This window comes from Pseudonocardia nematodicida (assembly GCF_040105385.1).
In the GTDB taxonomy this organism is placed as follows: Bacteria; Actinomycetota; Actinomycetes; order Mycobacteriales; family Pseudonocardiaceae; genus Pseudonocardia; species Pseudonocardia nematodicida.
The window spans coordinates 19,759-35,975 of the sequence record NZ_JBEDNQ010000019.1 but is presented as its reverse complement, the minus strand read 5'-3'; the positions used below and the strand labels follow the sequence as shown (position 1 = coordinate 35,975).

The window sequence follows — 16,217 nt, the reverse complement described above, 5'->3', positions numbered from 1 at the left end:
CTCACCGTCAGAGGGACCAGCGTGACGCCTGTGACAGGTAGCCTCCGGGCGGGATCGGCGTCCCACTCCCGTGGTGGGCCGCCGCCGGGGCGTGCCCCGGACGGACGCTCGACGGTCGCGGTCGGTGACGACGGCGGCGGTGGAACGGCCGGATCCGACGGAGCGTACGGAACACCGTGCGCACCACGGCGATACACATCGTGAGCGCCGCCGCGACGGGCGGCGCCGACGGTGCGGCGGAGGTGGGGGACGAGATGCTCGATGTCCGGGTGTCCGAGGGCACGGACCCTGAGGCGCTCGTCGCGTTCGTCGAACGGCTGGCGGGCAGCGGCGACTCCCGGCCGGCCGTGCGGTCGGCGACGTCGCGGATCGCCGGCGACGTGCGCGACGGCCGGATCCCGGCCGGGTTGCGCACCCTGTCGACGGCGCTGGAGTCCCCGGCGCCACCACCCCCTCGCCGGGACGACGAGTCGGAGACCTTCGTGTCCGTCGTCGCCGACCGGCCGTTCGTCGTGCTGTCCGACACCGGCGCCGAGGAGCTCGCCCACGCGCTCGGTGAGCTGACCGGGTACGGCATGCGCGTCCTGCTGACCGGGTCCGACGCCCGGCGGCTGGACGACGTGCGCGGAGCCGTCCCCGCCGCCGTCGCCGGACGGGTGGTGGACCGGCTGCCCGGGCTCCGCTCGACCGACCTGCGCCGGCTCCGGCGGCTGCTGGCCACCGCGGGAGCCGACCGCGACGCCCGCGCCGGCCAGGAGCTGCCGTCGACGTCCGCGCTGCCGACGACCGCCGAGGTCACCGGGTGCTGCGAGCGCGCGGCGCGGATCGTGGCCGGGGCCGACTCCGGGGAGGCCCGGATCGTGCCCGGCCTGCTGCGCGGCCTCGACGCCGACCGGCGCGCGGCGGTCACCCAGGTCTCGCGGTGCGTGCTCGGGTCGCTCGGAAAGCTCTCCGGGGACGGTTCCGCCGACGCCGGTCGGGCCCGCGAGGTCACCGGCCGCCTGGTGCACCACGGCCTGCGCGCCGAGTTCGAGTCGCTGCAGAACCTGGCCGCCCGCCAGCGCGACGACCGCGACCAGCTGACCGGCGCGGGCGTCCAGGAGGTCGAGCCGCTCCCGCCGGGTGCCGACGACACGATCCGCCGGTACCTCGACCACCTCGAGGGCGGCGGCCGGGCCCGCGCGTACTTCCGCCCGCAGGCGCAGCGGGACGCCGAGCCGCTGCTGCGCTGCTTCCGGGTCGACGGGGGTGTCCCGCAGAGCCACGAGCACGTACGGGCGGTCGTCGAGCACCTGTACCTGGCCCGCCGGGACGACGAGATCGCCCGGCTGTGCGCGGTGCTCGACCTGCCGGTCCCGCGCTCGCCGCACGACCTCCCGGCACTGATCGAGATCCTGGACCGGGTCGCCGCGGCCGCCCGCTCGGTCGGCGCGCTGCGGCACGACGTGCTGTTCCTGCAGCAGGACTCGCCGCTGTCGGTCCCCGACCTCGCCGCGGCCGAGCGGATCGCCCGCGCGATCACCGACTACGACGACCACGGCGACCCGATCGAGGCCGCCGACGAGATCGAGCGACTCGCCGCCGCGGTGGAGGGTGCCGTTCCGGAGGAGGTCCGGTCCCCCGAGCACGAGGCCGCGGTGGCCGCGCTGCGGGCACGGGACCCGGAGGCCTACGCGAGCGCGCTCGACGACCTGGTCCGCGCGCACCGCGAGGTGACCGACCGCGCCGAGCTGGACCGGCTGCTCGGCGAGCTCGCCGGGACGCACCCGGAGCTGGCCCGGACCTGGGCGGCCGACGCCGCGAGCGAGGTGCCCGGGTCGGGGCTGCTGCACGTCGTCGGGTCCGACGCGCTGCTGTCGGCCCTGCCGCAGGCCGACTCGGCGGACCTGGTGGTGGTGCTCGGCGCCGGTGCGATGCAGGCCGACGGCCTGCTGCTGACCGCGGCCGCCCCCCGGGTGCTGGCCGTGGTCGGGGACGAGCCGCGCGCGGCGTCCTCCGGCACGACGCTGGTCGAGGTGCTGAACCAGGCCTCGGCGCGCTTCCTGCGCGGCACCGCGGGGACGGCCGGCGGGGCCGCGGAGCCCGCGGTGTCGTCGGTCCCCGAACAGCCGGGTCCGGTCGAGCAGCCGGTGGTCCCGGCACCGCGGAGCGGACCGCCCGAGTCGGCGGAGGCGTCGCCCGGTGCGGGCGACGAGGAGCGCCGGCCGTCGGCGCCGTCCGCGATGGCCCCCGCGCACCGTCCGGTGGTCCCGGTGTCCCGCGAGGCCGACCGGTAACGCCGGCGCCGGTGCGTCGGCCGGAGCGGGTGCGTCAGCCGGAGCCGACCGCCCGGATCTCGTCCGCGACCCGCTCCAGCAGCGCGAACGGGTCGTCGCCCGGTGGGTCGACGCGGCGCCAGCGCCGTCCGGAGGCCGGGTCGGACGGCAGGTAGAGCGTCCAGAGCCCGGGCTCCGGATCGTCGGCCCGGAGCCGGGCCAGCGAGGTCGACGACCAGGCGGCGCCGAGCTCGGGGAACGCCGGGGGCCGGCGGTCGAGGATGGTGACGGTGCTCCCGACCGTCGTGTAGCCGATCCGGCGGTGCTCCCGCTCCTGTTCCGGCAGCAGCCGGTGACACCAGCCGGCGAGCTGCGCTCGCGCCTGCTCCGGGACCCCCATGCGGGCTCATGGTCCCCCACCCGGCTCCGTCCGGAAAGCCCCTCGGGGTCGGAATCGGCTGCTCTTCGGCGACGGGCTGGGTAGCCTCGGCGACCATGCCCGCGGAGTCGCAGCACGAGGTGAGCAGGTTCGGCCACGCCGAGCTCGAGGATCTGCCGCCGGACCTGGCCGAACGGATCGGCGCGATCGCGGAGAGGTCGGGGTTCGTCCCGAACGTGTTCCGCGCGCTGGGCCGCCGGCCGGCCGAGCTCCGGGCGTTCCTGGACTACCACGACGCGCTGATGGACCCCGGGTCCGACACGGCCGGACTGAGCAGGGCGGAGCGGGAGCTGGTCGTCGTCGCCACCTCGGGGGCCAACCACTGCACCTACTGCGTCGTCGCGCACGGGGCGATCCTGCGGATCCGCTACAAGGACCCGGAGATCGCCGACCGGGTCGCCAGCAACCCGTACGCGGTGGAGCTCTCCGAGCGGGAACGCGCGATCGTCGACCTGGCGCTGGTCGTCGCGCGGGCCTCCGAGGAGCTCACCGGGGCCGACCTGGACGCCGCCCGCGCCGCGGGGCTGTCCGACGAGGAGATCTGGGACGTCGGTGCGATCACCGCGTTGTTCGCGATGTCGAACCGGCTCGCCCACCTCACGGCGCTGCGCCCCAACCCGGAGTTCTTCCTGATGGGACGGCTGCCGCGCACCTGACCCGGCCGCCTCACCCGGCCGGGCGGGAACTCCGGGCCGGTCGGCCGGCGTTGGCCTACCGTGTGGTGCACCAACCGCACCCTCAGGGAGGTCCACGAACATGTCGCTGTTCCGCCGACTCGCCGTCCTCGCCGGTGCGGCCGAGGCCGCCCGCCGCTACGCCCGATCCAACCCGGACAAGGCTGGCCGCGCGCTGGACTCCGCCGCCCAGTTCGTCGACAAGCAGACGGGGGGCAAGTACACGAACCAGATCGCCGGCGCGGCCCGCAAGGCCAAGGACGTCGCGGGCATCCCGCAGCCCGGTCTCGGCTACGGCGCCCCCGGTACGACGCCGGAGGCCCCGGCCGCCCGGCCGCCGGTAACCCGCCGGCCCCGGGCAACGGGCAGCAGCAGCCGGGGCAGCCTCCGGCCTTCCCGCCGCCGAACCCCGGTGGCCAGCAGGGCGCCTGACGCGCCCGTGCGGTCCGATCACGACCCCGGCACCCGTGGTGCCGGGGTCGTCGTGTGTGGACCTCCGCGGGACGGGGCGGGGTGATCGGTGTCCCCGTCGCGGGTGTTCGTGCCAGGATCGCCGGTGACGCACAGGCGCGTCCCGGGCCCGCCCACCCCGCGGGCCACGGCGCGAGGCAGAGTCGCCCCCGGCCGTCACCCCGGCCCGGCGACAGCGAGGAGGTACGCCGTGGAGGAACCGCAGGCGTGGGTGCCGACCGATCCGAGGTCCCGCCCCACCCACACACAGGTCGTCGCCGGTCTGAAGGGGGTGGACGAGGGCGGACCCGAACTCGTCCAGCTGCTCACCCCGGAGGGTGAGCGCGTTCCCGACGAGCGGTTCGACCGCTTCGCCGGCGACATCGGGCTCGACGAGATCAAGAGCCTGTACCGGGACCTGGTCCTGGTCCGCCGGGCCGACCGCGAGGGCAACGCCCTGCAGCGGCAGGGCGAGCTGGGGATCTGGGTGCCGCTGCTCGGGCAGGAGGCCGCGCAGGTCGGCTCCGGCCGGGCGCTGCGCCCGGACGACATGTGCTTCCCCAGCTACCGCGAGCACGGGGTCGCCTGGACCCGCGGGATCGACCCCACCGAGCTGCTCGGCATCTTCCGGGGCACCGACCACGGCGGCTGGGACTTCACCGGCCGCCGGTTCCACCCGTACACGATCGTCATCGGCAACCAGTGCCTGAACGCGGCCGGGTACGCGATGGGCCAGCGCTTCGAGTCGAAGGTCGGTGACCCGGAGACCGGCGAGGCGACGATCTGCTACTTCGGCGACGGCGCCACCAGCCAGGGCGACGTGCACGAGGGCTTCGTCTGGGCCGCCGCCTACGACGCGCCGCTGGTCTTCTTCTGCCAGAACAACCAGTGGGCGATCTCGGTGCCGCTGAGCAAGCAGACCCGGGTACCGCTCTACCAGCGGGCCCGCGGCTACGGCTTCCCCGGCATCCGGGTGGACGGCAACGACGTGCTCGCCTGCCTCGCCGTCACCCGGTGGGCGCTGGAGGAGTGCCGCACCGGCAACGGCCCGGTCCTGATCGAGGCCTTCACCTACCGGATGGACTCGCACACCACCTCCGACGACGCCACCCGCTACCGGCTGGCCGACGAGGTCGAGCTGTGGAAGCTGAAGGACCCGATCGAGCGGGTGCGGGTGCACCTGGCCCGCCGGCACGGCGTCGAGCAGGAGTTCTTCGACGCGATCGACGCCGAGGCGAACGAGCTCGGCGACCGGATCCGCTCGTTCTGCCGGGCGATGCCCCAGCCCGGCCCGGAGCGGATGTTCTCCGAGGTCTACGCGGCGTCGTCGCCGCAGGTCGACGGCCAGCGCGACGAGTACCTGGACTACCACGCGTCGTTCGAGACGTCGGAGGGCCGGCGATGAGCACCACGACCCTGGCGAAGGCGCTCAACGACGGCCTGCGGGCCGCGATGGAACGCGACCCGAAGGTCCTGATCATGGGTGAGGACGTCGGCCGGCTCGGCGGCGTCTTCCGGATCACCGATGGCCTGCAGAAGGACTTCGGCGAGGAGCGCGTGCTGGACACGCCGCTGTCCGAGTCCGGGATCATCGGCGCCGCGGTCGGGCTCGCGGTGCGCGGCTTCCGGCCGGTCTGCGAGATCCAGTTCGACGGCTTCGTGTTCCCCGGCTACGACCAGATCGTGTCCCAGCTGGCCAAGCTGCGGTACCGGACCCAGGGCCGGGTGCCGGTCCCGGTCGTCGTCCGGATCCCGTTCGGTGGCGGGATCGGCGCCGTCGAGCACCACTCGGAGTCCCCGGAGTCGCTGTTCGCGCACGTCGCGGGCCTGAAGGTGGTCGCCTGCTCGAACCCGGCGGACGCCTACTGGATGATCCAGCAGGCCATCGCGGGCGACGACCCGGTGATCTTCTTCGAGCCGAAGCGGCGGTACTGGGAGAAGGGCGAGGTCGACCCCGACGTGACCGCGGCGCCGCCGCTGCACTCGTCGCGGGTGGTCCGGCCGGGCAGCACGCTGACCCTGGCCACCTACGGACCGATGGTCAAGACCTGTCTGGACGCGGCCACCGCGGCCGCCGAGGACGGCCAGGACCTCGAGGTGATCGACCTGCGGACGCTGTCCCCGCTGGACCTGGGTCCGGTCGCGGACTCGGTGCGGCGCACCGGGCGGCTGGTCGTGGTGTCCGAGGCGCCGTCCGAGTCGTCGATCACCTCCGAGGTCGCGGCCCGGATCGGGCAGGAGTGCTTCTTCTCGCTGGAGGCGCCGGTGCTGCGGGTGACCGGGTTCGACACCCCGTACCCGCCGTCCCGGCTGGAGGACGACTACCTGCCCGACCTGGACCGGGTGCTGGACGCCGTCGACCGCTCGCTGGCCTGGTAGGGGAACGAGAACCGATGCGTGAGCTGTTCAACCTGCCCGACGTGGGCGAGGGACTGACCGAGGCCGAGATCGTCTCCTGGCGGGTGGAGCCGGGCGACACGGTCGCGGTGAACGACGTGATCGTCGAGATCGAGACGGCGAAGGCGGCGGTGGAGCTGCCCTCGCCCTACGCGGGGACGGTGCACGAGCTGCTGGCCGAGCCCGGCGTGACGCTCACCGTGGGCACGCCGATCATCGCGATCGAGACGGCGGCGGCCGGCGCCGGCGCGACCGACGACCCGTCCGACGAGGGCGGGGCGAAGATCGGCGAGGCCGGCAAGGACGGCCGGATCGCGACGCTCGTCGGGTACGGGCCGCGGCAGGGTGCCGCGAAGCGCCGGCCCCGCCGGGCCCCGGGCGACACGGGTGCACCGGTGACCCCCGCTCCGGCGGGTGCGGCGGCCGCCGCCGCGGTCGGCCCCGGTGAGGCCGCCGAGGTCCGGGCCGACGTCGCCGACGAGCCCGGCGCCGGTGCCGTTCGCGACGGCGCTCCCGGCCCCGGCCCCGGGGCGGCGGCCGGGCCGGGCGCCGGGACCGGACCGAGCGCCGGGCTCGTGCCGCTCGCCCCGCCGCCGGTGCGGTTGCTCGCCCGCGAGTCCGGGGTCGACCTGCGCACGGTCACGGGCAGCGGGCCGCACGGCCGGATCACCCGCGACGACGTCCGGTCCGCCGCGGCCGGAGCCGCCGCCGGTGCGGGCGCACCCGGCTCCGGGGCCGTGCCCGGCGCCGCAGCCGCGTCCCCGACCCCGGGCGTGCCCGGTGCCGCCGCCGGCTCCGGTCTCGCCGGTGCGAACGGCACCGCCGGGGTCCCGGCAGCCGTCGGTGCGGCGGCCGGTGCCGCGGTCGCCGGCGCCCCGGGTGCCGCCGGCGCCACCGACGCGGCCGCGGGCCGGGCCGGTGTCGCGGCGCCGGCCCCCGCACGGGCCGCCGGTGCCGGCGACCGGCGCGAGCCCATCCGCGGGGTCCGGAAGGCGACCGCCGCCGCCGTGACGTCCAGCGCCTTCACCGCCCCGCACGTCACCGAGTTCCTCGACGTCGACGTCACCGGGATGATGGCGCTGCGCGAGAAGTTGAAGGCCTCCCGCGAGTTCGCCGGGGTGAAGCTCACCCCGCTGGCGTTCGTCGCGAAGGCGGTCTGCCTGGCCGCGGCCCGCACCCCCGCGCTCAACGCGAGCTGGGACGAACGGGCCGGCGAGATCGTGTACTACGCCGGTGTCCAGCTGGGGATCGCCGCGGCGACCCCGCGCGGGCTCGTCGTACCGAAGATCCGGGACGCCGACCGGCTCACGCTGCGGGGCACCGCCGAGGCCCTCGCCGAGCTGACCGAGACCGCCCGCGCCGGGCGGACCGCGCCGGCCGACCTGGTGGGCGGCACGTTCACGATCACCAACGTCGGCGTCCTCGGTGTGGACTCGGGAACACCGATCCTCAACCCGGGCGAGGCCGGGATCCTCGCCGTCGGGTCCATCAAGCCGGCGCCGTGGGTGGTGGACGGCGAGCTGGCCGTCCGCACCGTGTGCCGGCTCGCGCTGTCGTTCGACCACCGGCTGGTGGACGGTGCGGAGGGATCGCGGTTCCTGGCCGACGTCGGCACCCTCCTGGAGGACCCGGGGGTCGCCTTCACCTGGTGAGACCGGTGACCGGACCCGCGTCGTCGGAAGGAATTCGGGCGGATCGGGAGCAGAACGGCGTGCCCGCGCGTTGTCCGGGCATGCCGTTCGTCCTGGGGTACATCGTTCTCGAGGTGCTGGCGCTCGTCGCGCTGGCGTCCTGGATCGGGCTGGGCTGGACGCTGGTGGTCCTGCTCGCCGGTTCGGTCCTCGGCCTGCTGCTCGCCCGCAGCGAGGGGATCCGCGCCGCCCGCGCCCTGGCCACCGCCGTGCAGCGGGGGAGGCTCGCGCACGAGGAGGCCACCGACGGCCTGCTGATCGCACTCGGCGGTGTGCTGCTGTTCCTGCCGGGGCTGATCACCGACCTGCTCGGCCTCGCACTGGTGTTCCCGCCGACCCGCGCGCTGGCCCGGCGCCGGATGGTGAGCGCCGCCGAGCGGGCCGCGCCGGGGCTGCGGACCGCGCGGATCCGCTACGGCGCGACCGTGGTCGACGGCGAGACGGTCGTGGACGGCGAGCAGGCCGGCGGTCCGGGAGCCACCGACCGGCCGCGCCCGACGATTACCGGGCCCGCCGCGCCGGGAGCCTCGGGCGGTGCCCGTCCCGGCGCCCCGGAGTCCGGGCCGGGGTCCGGAGACGGTCCCGGCGCCGGTCCGGTGATCGAGGGCGAGGTCGTCGACGACCCGGAGCGCCGCGACCGCTGAGCGGCCGCGTTCCCGGCCACCGGTACCCGCCCCCGGGCCACGCCGGCTCGGCCGGCCGCACCGCACGGGCATCGAGGGGTATCTGAGAGCGGATCTGCGGCGCCACGACAGCGCTGGTGTACCCCTCGGCGGTCGAGCGGCCCGCGAGCGCGGGGGCCCGAGCGGAGCGCGGCGGCCCGGACCGTGGTGGCTCGGGGAGCCGGTGGTGCGGCGGGGGCGTTCGGGGGGCGCCCCCGCCGTCTCTCACCAGCCGGGGCGGGTCCCGGCGAGCAGTGCGCGCAGCCCGTCCAGGACGCGGCGGCGGTGGGTGATCGGGCGCATGCGCAGAACGGAGTGGTGGGTCGCGGTCGCGGGGTGGGTCGCGGTGGCGCGGTGTCGTCCTCGGTGTCGGGTCACGGCGCTTCCCTTCGTGTCGGCCTTCGTGTCGCTCGTGGCGCGTCCGGGTTGTCCGTGTCACTCAGTGTCGCTGCTCGTGGCGGGTGGGGGAAGCCGGGACGGGCGAGGCCACCGGATCGTGACGACATGCATGTCATTCACCCCCGCCCAGCGCACCGACCGTTCCGGACGGGCCGACCGGGCGTCCCCGGAATCGGGGCAGACGGGCTCTCTCGCCACTCTGCGTAGTCGTCATCGCGCTGCGCCGCCCGGGTGGATCGGTCCGACACGCCGGGGCGCTTCCTACCTTCGTCTACGGTTTCGGCAAGACCGGCGGATACCGTTCGCGACATGGACCCGGTGCGTAACCCGTTCGCTCCCGGAGCCGGTCAGCGGCCACCGGAGCTCGCCGGCCGGGACCGCGAGGTCGACGCCTTCGAGGTCGTGCTCGAGCGCGTCGCGCGTGGCCGGCCGGAGCGCAGCCTGGTGCTCACCGGTCTGCGCGGGGTCGGCAAGACCGTGCTGCTCGGCGAGCTCCGCTCGATGGCGATGCACGCCGGATGGGGAGCCGGGAAGATCGAGGCCCGCCCCGAGGCCGACCTGCGCCGCCCGCTGTCCGCCGCGCTGCACCGCGCGATCCGGGACCTCGCGGTGCGCCACCGTGCCCCGGAGCGGATCGACGAGGTCCTCGGCGTCCTGAAGGCGTTCGCCCTGCGCTCCGCGCCGGAGGGCGCCAAGCTCCGCGACCGCTGGCAGCCGGGGATCGACGTCCCGGTGCGCAACGGCAGGGCCGACTCCGGCGACATCGAGATCGACCTCGTCGAGCTGTTCACCGAGGTCGCCGAGCTGGCCCAGGACGTCGGCTCCGGCATCGCGCTGCTGATCGACGAGATGCAGGACCTGCGTCCCGAGGACGTCTCCGCGCTCTGCGCCGCCTGCCACGAGCTCTCCCAGGCCCGGGTGCCGCTGGTCGTCGTCGGCGCCGGGCTCCCGCACCTCCCCGCGGTCCTCTCCGCGTCGAAGTCGTACTCCGAGCGGCTGTTCAAGTACTCCAGGATCGACCGGCTGGACCGCAAGGACGCCGACTTCGCGCTGCTGGCGCCGGCCGAGCGCGAGGACGCGACGTTCGACCAGGACGCCCTCGACGAGCTCTACCGCCGCTCCGGCGGCTACCCGTACTTCGTCCAGGCCTACGGCAAGGCCGCGTGGGACGCCGCCCCCGGCAACCCGATCGGGGTGAAGGACGTCGAGATGGCCTCCCCGGAGGCGGAGGCCGAGCTCGCCGTCGGATTCTTCGGCTCCCGTCTCGAGCGCGCGACCCCGGCCGAACGCGAGTACCTGCGTGCCATGGCCGAGCTGACCGACGGCGCGGATCTCGCGGTGGAGACCTCCGGTGTCGCCAAGCATCTCGACCGGCGGGCGTCGTCGCTGTCGCCGGCCCGGGACAGCCTGATGAAGAAGGGGCTCGTCTTCTCCGCCCAGCGAGGTCAGATCGCCTTCACGGTCCCGCACTTCGGGCGCTACCTGCTGGCCCACGCCTGATCCACGTCCGATCCACTCGTTGGTCCGGACGAGTGATTATCAACTTGCGTGTAACGGATCTCGGGCCTCCGGCGAAAGCCCAGGTGAGCCCCGCGGCGCCACCGGACCCCCGACTCGGTTGCGCTGCGGGGCCTTCCACGTTCGGGGCCCCGTGTTGCAGTGGCCGGGCGCCGCCGGTACCGCGTCGGACGGGCCGTAGGATCCCGCAGGTGTCCGAGCCGAAACTCGAGATCCAGATGCTCCACGACCGGGTCATGATCAAGAAGATCGAGGGCGCCGGCGAGCGACGGAGTTCGGCCGGAATCGTCATCCCGGCAACCGCACAGGTCGCCAAGCGTCTCGTCTGGGGAGAGGTGGTCGGGGTCGGTCAGCACGTGCGCACGGTGAAGCCGGGTGACCGTGTCCTCCTCGCCCCCGAGGACCAGTACGAGGTCGAGGTCGGTGGAGTCGGTCATCTGGTGATGCGCGAACGGGACCTGCACGCGGTGGCGACCGAGGCCGCCGCCCCGCAGGGCACCGGTCTCTACCTCTGACCCCGGTTCGGTCGGCCCGGCCGTACTCGGCCCGGGCGACGTCGAAGAACGTCGGCAGTGCGGAAAGGAAACCCACGTCATGCCCGAGCGTCAGTCCCCGTCCGGCGACGCCGACCAGCCGGTGACTCCCGCGCCGGATCCGGCTCACGCGCCGGACCCGAAGACGGGGGACCGTGGCACGACCGACGGTGCCGCCGGAGCCGAGCAGGCCACCGCGCCGCACCAGAGCCGCCCGGTGATGCCCGCCCGCCGTCCCTCGCCCGGCCCGACCGCCCGGACGTCGGGTCCCGCCGAGAAGCCCTCCCCGGCGCCGCGGCCGTCCCCGGCCCCGCGCCCGGCCGACCCCGCGGAGGCGGCCGAGCAGTCCCCGCCGTCGTCGCCCGCGGCGCGGTCGATCGCCGACCAGGCGGTGTCCCCGGAGCAGGAGCCGTCCTCCGCCGAGCCGTCCGTGGCCGACCCGGCGACCGCCGGTGACGAGGCCGCGGCCGGTGCGCCCGGGGCCGTGACCCAACCCGCCCCGATCCCCGACCCGGCCGCCGGCCAGGCGGGTGCGACGCCGACGGGCCACCCGCAGAACCCCGCCGCCCAGCCGGGTGCGCAGCAGACGACCGCTGCGCAGGCGCCGGCCCAGGACGCCGCGCCGACGACGGCGCAGCCCAACCGCCCGGCCGAGGACCCGCAGACCGTCCGGGTCTCCGCCCTGAGCGAGCAGCGCACCCAGGTCATGCCGCGGGTCGGCGGCGCCGTCCCGCCCGCCCACCAGCCCCACACGCCGGCCGGCGACGCCGGCAACGCCTCCGAGCGGACCGAGCGGATGATGGTCGGTGGTACGGCCGTGCTCGGGGCCGGCGCGGCCGGAGCCACCGGACCGGGCGGGCCCGGCGGACCGGGAGGTCCGGACGGACCGGGCCCGGACGGCGGCGGGTCCGGCTCGGGCGACGGCGGGTCCGGCCGCAGGAAGCCCAAGGCCCTGATCGCCGCCGCGGCCGTGCTCGGCGTCCTCGTGCTCGGCTACGTCGGCGACCTGGTGGCGACCTCCGGCAGCGTCCCGCGCGGCGTCGTCGTCGCCGGGCAGGACATCGGGGGGCTGTCCCGTGCCGCCGCCACCGAGAAGCTGCAGGCGGCGATCGAGCCGCGTGCCGGCGCGCCCGTGCCCGTCCAGGCCGGCGAGATCCAGACCGAGATCGACCCGACGGCCGCCGGCCTGCGCGTCGACTACGAGCGCACCCTCGACGAGGCCGGTGCGCAGCCGTTCAACCCGATCACCCGGATCTCGTCGTTCTTCACCACCACCGAGGCCGGCGTGGTCAACGCGACCGACGACCGGGCCGTCCGCACCGCGCTGGAGCAGATGGCCCCGCTCGTGATGCGCGAGCCGACCGAGGGGTCGGTCCGGTTCGAGGGCGTGACCCCGGTGCCGGTGCAGCCCGAGCCCGGCCAGGAGCTCGACGTCGATGCCGCGGTCGGTGTCGTCGAGTCGGAGTGGGCCTCCGGGGAGACGGTGGCGCTCCCGCTGATCATCTCCGACGCCGTCACCACCCCCGAGGACGTCCAGCTGGCGATCGACCAGGTCGCGACGCCCGCGGTGTCCGGCCCGCTCACGATCACCGGCGAGGGCGCGAACGCGACCGTCACGCCGGAGCAGATCGCCCTGGCGCTGAGCTTCACCCCGGACCCGGAGGCCGCCGTCAAGCTGCGGCCGGAGATCAGCACGCAGGTGTTGCAGGACGCGGCGTCGGACCAGCTGGCCGACACCGAGCGTCCCGGCGTCGACGCCGAGCTGGACTTCGCCTCGACCCCGCCGCGGGTCATCCCGTCCGAGGACGGCCGGGGCATCGACTACGACGCGACGTTCGCCGAGGTCCTGCCGGTCCTGACCGGCGACGGCCCGCGCGAGGTCGTCGCGGTCTACGCCGACCAGCCCGCCGAGATCACCACCGCGGACCTGGAGTCGCTGGGCAACGCCGGTGAGGTCAGCACCTTCACCACCGGCGGTTTCGCCGCGGACTCCGGCGAGAACATCCGGCGCGCCGCCGAAGCGGTCGACGGCCAGATCGTCCAGCCCGGCGAGACGTTCAGCCTGAACGGGCTCACCTACCCGCGGAACGAGGCGAACGGCTACGTCGAGGCCGGGGTCATCGAGGACGGCCACCCGGCCCGCGGCGTCGGCGGTGGTGTCTCCCAGCTCGCGACCACGCTGTACAACGCGTCGTACTTCGCCGGGATGACCGACATCGAGCACAAGGAGCACAGCTACTACATCTCCCGGTACCCGGTGGCCCGCGAGGCGACGGTGTTCAACAACGTGATCGACGTGAAGTTCCGCAACGACGGCCCGACCGCGGTGCTGATCCGGACGAACTGGACGCCGAGCGACGTCACGGTGACCTTCTACGGCCAGAAGATGTGGGACGTGACCTCCGCGACCGGTCCGCGGACCAACCCGACCGAGCCGCAGGTCGTCGACATCCCCGCGGGGCAGCCGTGCAGCGCGAGCAACGGAGCGCCGGGCTTCACCGCGACCGACACCCGGACTATGCGCAACGTGCAGAGCGGAGAGACGGAGAGCGAGACCCGCACGGTCCGCTACAACCCGCAGCCGATCGTGCGCTGCGGCGGCTGATCCGGTGATCATCTCCATCAGGGGCTGACGAGAGCCGCATCACATTCGTACCCTGATCCCCGGGCCGTGTCCGACGAGGGATCGGGGTACTGCGGAGATGCGGATCGAGGACGTGCTCAAGGGCAAGGGCGACGCGGTGACCACCGTGTCGCCGGAGGACCCGGTGACCGTGGTGCTGCGCTGCGTCGCCGAACAGAACATGGGTGCGCTCCCGGTGGTCGACGGCGACCGCCTGGTGGGCATCGTGTCGGAGCGCGACGTGGTGCGCCGGCTGCACCAGCAGGGCAGCGCACTGCTGGACGCCCGGGTCGCCGACGTGATGACCGCCGACGTCGTGACCTGCACGCCGCACGACGGCGTCGGTGACCTCGCGAAGATCATGACCGAACGGCGGGTGCGGCACCTGCCGGTGCTGGTGGACGGGCGGCTCGCCGGGATCGTCTCGATCGGCGACCTGGTCAAGGCCCGGATCGACATGCTGGAGCAGGAGCGCGAGCAGCTGGAGAGCTACATCGCGCAGTGACGGGCTCGTGACGAGGCGATGCCCCGGGCGAGGAATCCGCGCCCGGGGCATCGTCGTCGCAGGGGTCAGAACGCGGCCTCGTCCAGCTCCATCAGCGCGTTGTCGGCATGCTCGACGATCGCCCGCTCCGAGCTCAGCCGCGGCAGCACGGTCTTGGCGAAGAACGACGCGACCCCGACCTTGCCCTCGTAGAACGCGCGGTCCTTCCCACCGCCGTCGCCGGCGCCCAGCGCCTCGAGGGCGACGCCGGCCTGGCGCAGCAGCAGCCAGCCGACGAGCACGTCCCCGAGCGACATCAGGAACCGCACCGTGTGCTGGCCGACCTTGTACAGGTTGGTGACGTCCTCGGCCGAGGCGTAGAGGTGGCCGGTCAGCGAGCCCAGCATCGCCTGGACGTCGCCGAGCGCGGACTTCAGCAGCTCGCGCTCCTCCTTGAGCCGGCCGTTGCCGGTCTCGGAGTCGACGAGGGCCGCGACCTCACCGGCGACGTGCGCGAGCGCCTGCCCGTTGTCCCGCACGATCTTGCGGAACAGCAGGTCCAGGGACTGGATCGCGGTGGTGCCCTCGTACAGCGAGTCGATCTTCGCGTCCCGGATGTACTGCTCGATCGCGTAGTCCTGCAGGAAGCCCGACCCGCCCAGGATCTGCAGCGACTGCACCAGCTGCTCGGTGGCCCGCTCCGAGCCGACGCCCTTGACCACCGGCAGCAGCAGGTCGTTGACCTTCGCGGCCAGCTCCGCGTCCTCCCCGCCGAGGCGGACCTTGTCCTGCTGGACGGCGGTGTAGGTGTAGAGCGCGCGCAGGCCCTCGGCGTAGGCCTTCTGCAGCATCAGGCTGCGGCGGACGTCGGGGTGGTGGGTGATCGTCACCCGCGGGGCGGTCTTGTCCGTCATCCGGGTCAGGTCGGCGCCCTGCACCCGCTCCTTCGCGAACTCCAGCGCGGTCAGGTAGCCGGTGGACAGCGTGCCGATCGCCTTGGTGCCGACCATCATCCGGGCGTACTCGATGACCTGGAACATCTGCGCGATGCCGTCGTGGACCTCGCCGAGCAGGTGGCCCACCGCGGGGGTGCCGTGCGCGCCGAAGGTGAGCTCGCAGGTGGTGGAGGCCTTGAGGCCCATCTTGTGCTCGACGCCGGTCACGAAGGCGCCGTTGCGCTCCCCCGGTTCACCCGTCTCGGAGTCGAAGTGGAACTTCGGTACGAGGAACAACGACAGGCCCTTGGTGCCCGCCTTCGCGCCCTCCGGGCGGGCCAGCACCAGGTGCATGATGTTCTCGGTGAAGTCCTGCTCGCCCGAGGTGATGAAGCGCTTCACGCCCTCGATGTGCCAGGAGCCGTCCGGCTGCTGGACGGCCCGGGTGCGGCCGGCGCCGACGTCCGAGCCGGCGTCCGGCTCGGTGAGCACCATCGTGGCGCCCCAGGCGCGGTCGATCATGAGCTGCGCCCAGCGCTGCTGCTCGGGGGTCCCGTTGCGGTGCACGACGGCGGCGAAGCTCGGCCCGGCCATGTACATGAAGATCGCCGCGTTCGAGCCGAGGATCATCTCGGAGGCGGCCCACTGCACCGACGGCGGGATGCCGTAGCCGCCCAGCTCGGCCGGCAGACCCAGCCGCCACCACTCACCGTCCCAGAGGACCTTGTAGGCGTCCTTGAGCTCCTGCGAGGTGGTGACGGAGAAGGTGGCCGGGTCGTAGACCGGTGGGTGGCGGTCGATCGTGGCGTAGTGCTCGGCCAGCGGGCCGGTGCAGACCCCGGCGAGCTCGGAGAGCACGCCGCGGGCGGTGTCGACGTCGACGCCCTCGAACGGGCCGGTGTCCAGATGATCCTGGACCCGGAAGACCTCGAAGAGGTTGAACTCGAGATCCCGCAGGTTGCTCTTGTAGTGGCCCATCGTCCCTCACCGCCGTCCTGCCAGGGCCAGTCTCATTACCGGCCGGTAACCGAACTCCAGGGTATTACCAGCCGGTAACCAGAGGCAAGGCGATCCGCCCGGCGACGCGACCCGACCGTGTGGCACCGCGGTCCGGCGCGCCCCGGGCACCGGACGCGACCGGCTCGTTATAAAGCACC

General features: G+C 74.4%; 14 protein-coding genes. 11 read left to right on the top strand and 3 right to left on the bottom strand.

What is annotated here, in order from left to right:
* Window positions 1–200 precede the first annotated feature (200 nt).
* Entirely contained in the window at window positions 201–2,276 is a 2,076-nt protein-coding gene (locus tag WIS52_RS31125; protein ID WP_349302012.1) for a hypothetical protein, read from the top strand.
* 34 nt (window positions 2,277–2,310) lie between these two features.
* Here WIS52_RS31125 and WIS52_RS31120 read toward each other — a convergent pair whose 3' ends face one another.
* Complete coding sequence (locus WIS52_RS31120; protein WP_349302011.1) at window positions 2,311–2,655, bottom strand: DUF3024 domain-containing protein; 345 nt, start codon at window positions 2,653–2,655, stop codon at window positions 2,311–2,313.
* A gap of 95 nt (window positions 2,656–2,750) precedes the next feature.
* On the opposite strand from WIS52_RS31120, the gene WIS52_RS31115 reads away from it, so the two are divergent.
* The 6 genes from WIS52_RS31115 (at window position 2,751) to WIS52_RS31090 (ending at window position 8,550) form a co-directional block, all read left to right on the top strand.
* A complete protein-coding gene (locus WIS52_RS31115; RefSeq protein WP_349302010.1) occupies window positions 2,751–3,350 on the top strand; it encodes a peroxidase-related enzyme in 600 nt (199 codons plus the stop codon).
* 100 nt (window positions 3,351–3,450) lie between these two features.
* Window positions 3,451–3,885, top strand: a complete 435-nt coding sequence (locus WIS52_RS31110) for an antitoxin (protein ID WP_349302009.1) — start codon at window positions 3,451–3,453, stop codon at window positions 3,883–3,885.
* 144 nt (window positions 3,886–4,029) lie between these two features.
* Complete coding sequence (locus WIS52_RS31105; RefSeq protein ID WP_349302008.1) at window positions 4,030–5,223, top strand: thiamine pyrophosphate-dependent dehydrogenase E1 component subunit alpha; 1,194 nt, start codon at window positions 4,030–4,032, stop codon at window positions 5,221–5,223.
* Complete coding sequence (locus WIS52_RS31100) at window positions 5,220–6,197, top strand: alpha-ketoacid dehydrogenase subunit beta (protein ID WP_349302007.1); 978 nt, start codon at window positions 5,220–5,222, stop codon at window positions 6,195–6,197. The genes WIS52_RS31105 and WIS52_RS31100 overlap by 4 nt, the downstream gene beginning before the upstream one ends.
* A 14-nt stretch (window positions 6,198–6,211) precedes the next feature.
* A complete protein-coding gene (locus WIS52_RS31095; protein WP_349302006.1) occupies window positions 6,212–7,867 on the top strand; it encodes a dihydrolipoamide acetyltransferase family protein in 1,656 nt (551 codons plus the stop codon).
* An 80-nt stretch (window positions 7,868–7,947) separates the two neighbouring features.
* Window positions 7,948–8,550: an FxsA family protein gene (locus WIS52_RS31090; protein ID WP_349302005.1), complete on the top strand. Its 603-nt coding sequence runs from the start codon at window positions 7,948–7,950 to the stop codon at window positions 8,548–8,550.
* A 243-nt stretch (window positions 8,551–8,793) separates the two neighbouring features.
* Here the strand turns inward: WIS52_RS31090 and WIS52_RS31085 are convergent, their stop codons facing one another.
* Window positions 8,794–8,946 (bottom strand): hypothetical protein, encoded by a 153-nt coding sequence (locus WIS52_RS31085; RefSeq protein ID WP_349302004.1) that lies wholly within the window; start codon window positions 8,944–8,946, stop codon window positions 8,794–8,796.
* A 330-nt stretch (window positions 8,947–9,276) separates the two neighbouring features.
* Here WIS52_RS31085 and WIS52_RS31080 point away from each other — a divergent pair, with 330 nt between their 5' ends.
* The 4 genes from WIS52_RS31080 (at window position 9,277) to WIS52_RS31065 (ending at window position 14,146) form a co-directional block, all read left to right on the top strand.
* Complete coding sequence (locus WIS52_RS31080) at window positions 9,277–10,467, top strand: ATP-binding protein (RefSeq protein WP_349302003.1); 1,191 nt, start codon at window positions 9,277–9,279, stop codon at window positions 10,465–10,467.
* 209 nt (window positions 10,468–10,676) lie between these two features.
* Entirely contained in the window at window positions 10,677–11,000 is a 324-nt protein-coding gene (locus WIS52_RS31075; protein WP_349302002.1) for a GroES family chaperonin, read from the top strand.
* A gap of 79 nt (window positions 11,001–11,079) precedes the next feature.
* On the top strand, window positions 11,080–13,623 hold the full coding sequence (locus WIS52_RS31070) for a VanW family protein (RefSeq protein WP_349302001.1): 2,544 nt from the start codon (window positions 11,080–11,082) through the stop codon (window positions 13,621–13,623).
* A gap of 97 nt (window positions 13,624–13,720) precedes the next feature.
* Entirely contained in the window at window positions 13,721–14,146 is a 426-nt protein-coding gene (locus WIS52_RS31065; protein ID WP_349302000.1) for a CBS domain-containing protein, read from the top strand.
* A 65-nt stretch (window positions 14,147–14,211) separates the two neighbouring features.
* Here the strand turns inward: WIS52_RS31065 and WIS52_RS31060 are convergent, their stop codons facing one another.
* Complete coding sequence (locus tag WIS52_RS31060; protein WP_349301999.1) at window positions 14,212–16,038, bottom strand: acyl-CoA dehydrogenase; 1,827 nt, start codon at window positions 16,036–16,038, stop codon at window positions 14,212–14,214.
* Between the last annotated feature and the right edge of the window lie 179 nt (window positions 16,039–16,217).

What these genes read in the sequence shown, in the direction of transcription:
- WIS52_RS31110 (WP_349302009.1), top strand. Translation starts at nt 3,451, where the DNA reads ATGTCGCTGTTCCGCCGACTCGCCGTCCTCGCCGGTGCGGCCGAGGCC.
- WIS52_RS31100 (WP_349302007.1), top strand. Translation starts at nt 5,220, where the DNA reads ATGAGCACCACGACCCTGGCGAAGGCGCTCAACGACGGCCTGCGGGCC.
- WIS52_RS31070 (WP_349302001.1), top strand. Translation starts at nt 11,080, where the DNA reads ATGCCCGAGCGTCAGTCCCCGTCCGGCGACGCCGACCAGCCGGTGACT.
- WIS52_RS31095 (WP_349302006.1), top strand. Translation starts at nt 6,212, where the DNA reads ATGCGTGAGCTGTTCAACCTGCCCGACGTGGGCGAGGGACTGACCGAG.
- WIS52_RS31115 (WP_349302010.1), top strand. Translation starts at nt 2,751, where the DNA reads ATGCCCGCGGAGTCGCAGCACGAGGTGAGCAGGTTCGGCCACGCCGAG.
- WIS52_RS31080 (WP_349302003.1), top strand. Translation starts at nt 9,277, where the DNA reads ATGGACCCGGTGCGTAACCCGTTCGCTCCCGGAGCCGGTCAGCGGCCA.
- WIS52_RS31090 (WP_349302005.1), top strand. Translation starts at nt 7,948, where the DNA reads ATGCCGTTCGTCCTGGGGTACATCGTTCTCGAGGTGCTGGCGCTCGTC.
- WIS52_RS31065 (WP_349302000.1), top strand. Translation starts at nt 13,721, where the DNA reads ATGCGGATCGAGGACGTGCTCAAGGGCAAGGGCGACGCGGTGACCACC.
- WIS52_RS31060 (WP_349301999.1), bottom strand. Translation starts at nt 16,038, where the DNA reads ATGGGCCACTACAAGAGCAACCTGCGGGATCTCGAGTTCAACCTCTTC.
- WIS52_RS31120 (WP_349302011.1), bottom strand. Translation starts at nt 2,655, where the DNA reads ATGGGGGTCCCGGAGCAGGCGCGAGCGCAGCTCGCCGGCTGGTGTCAC.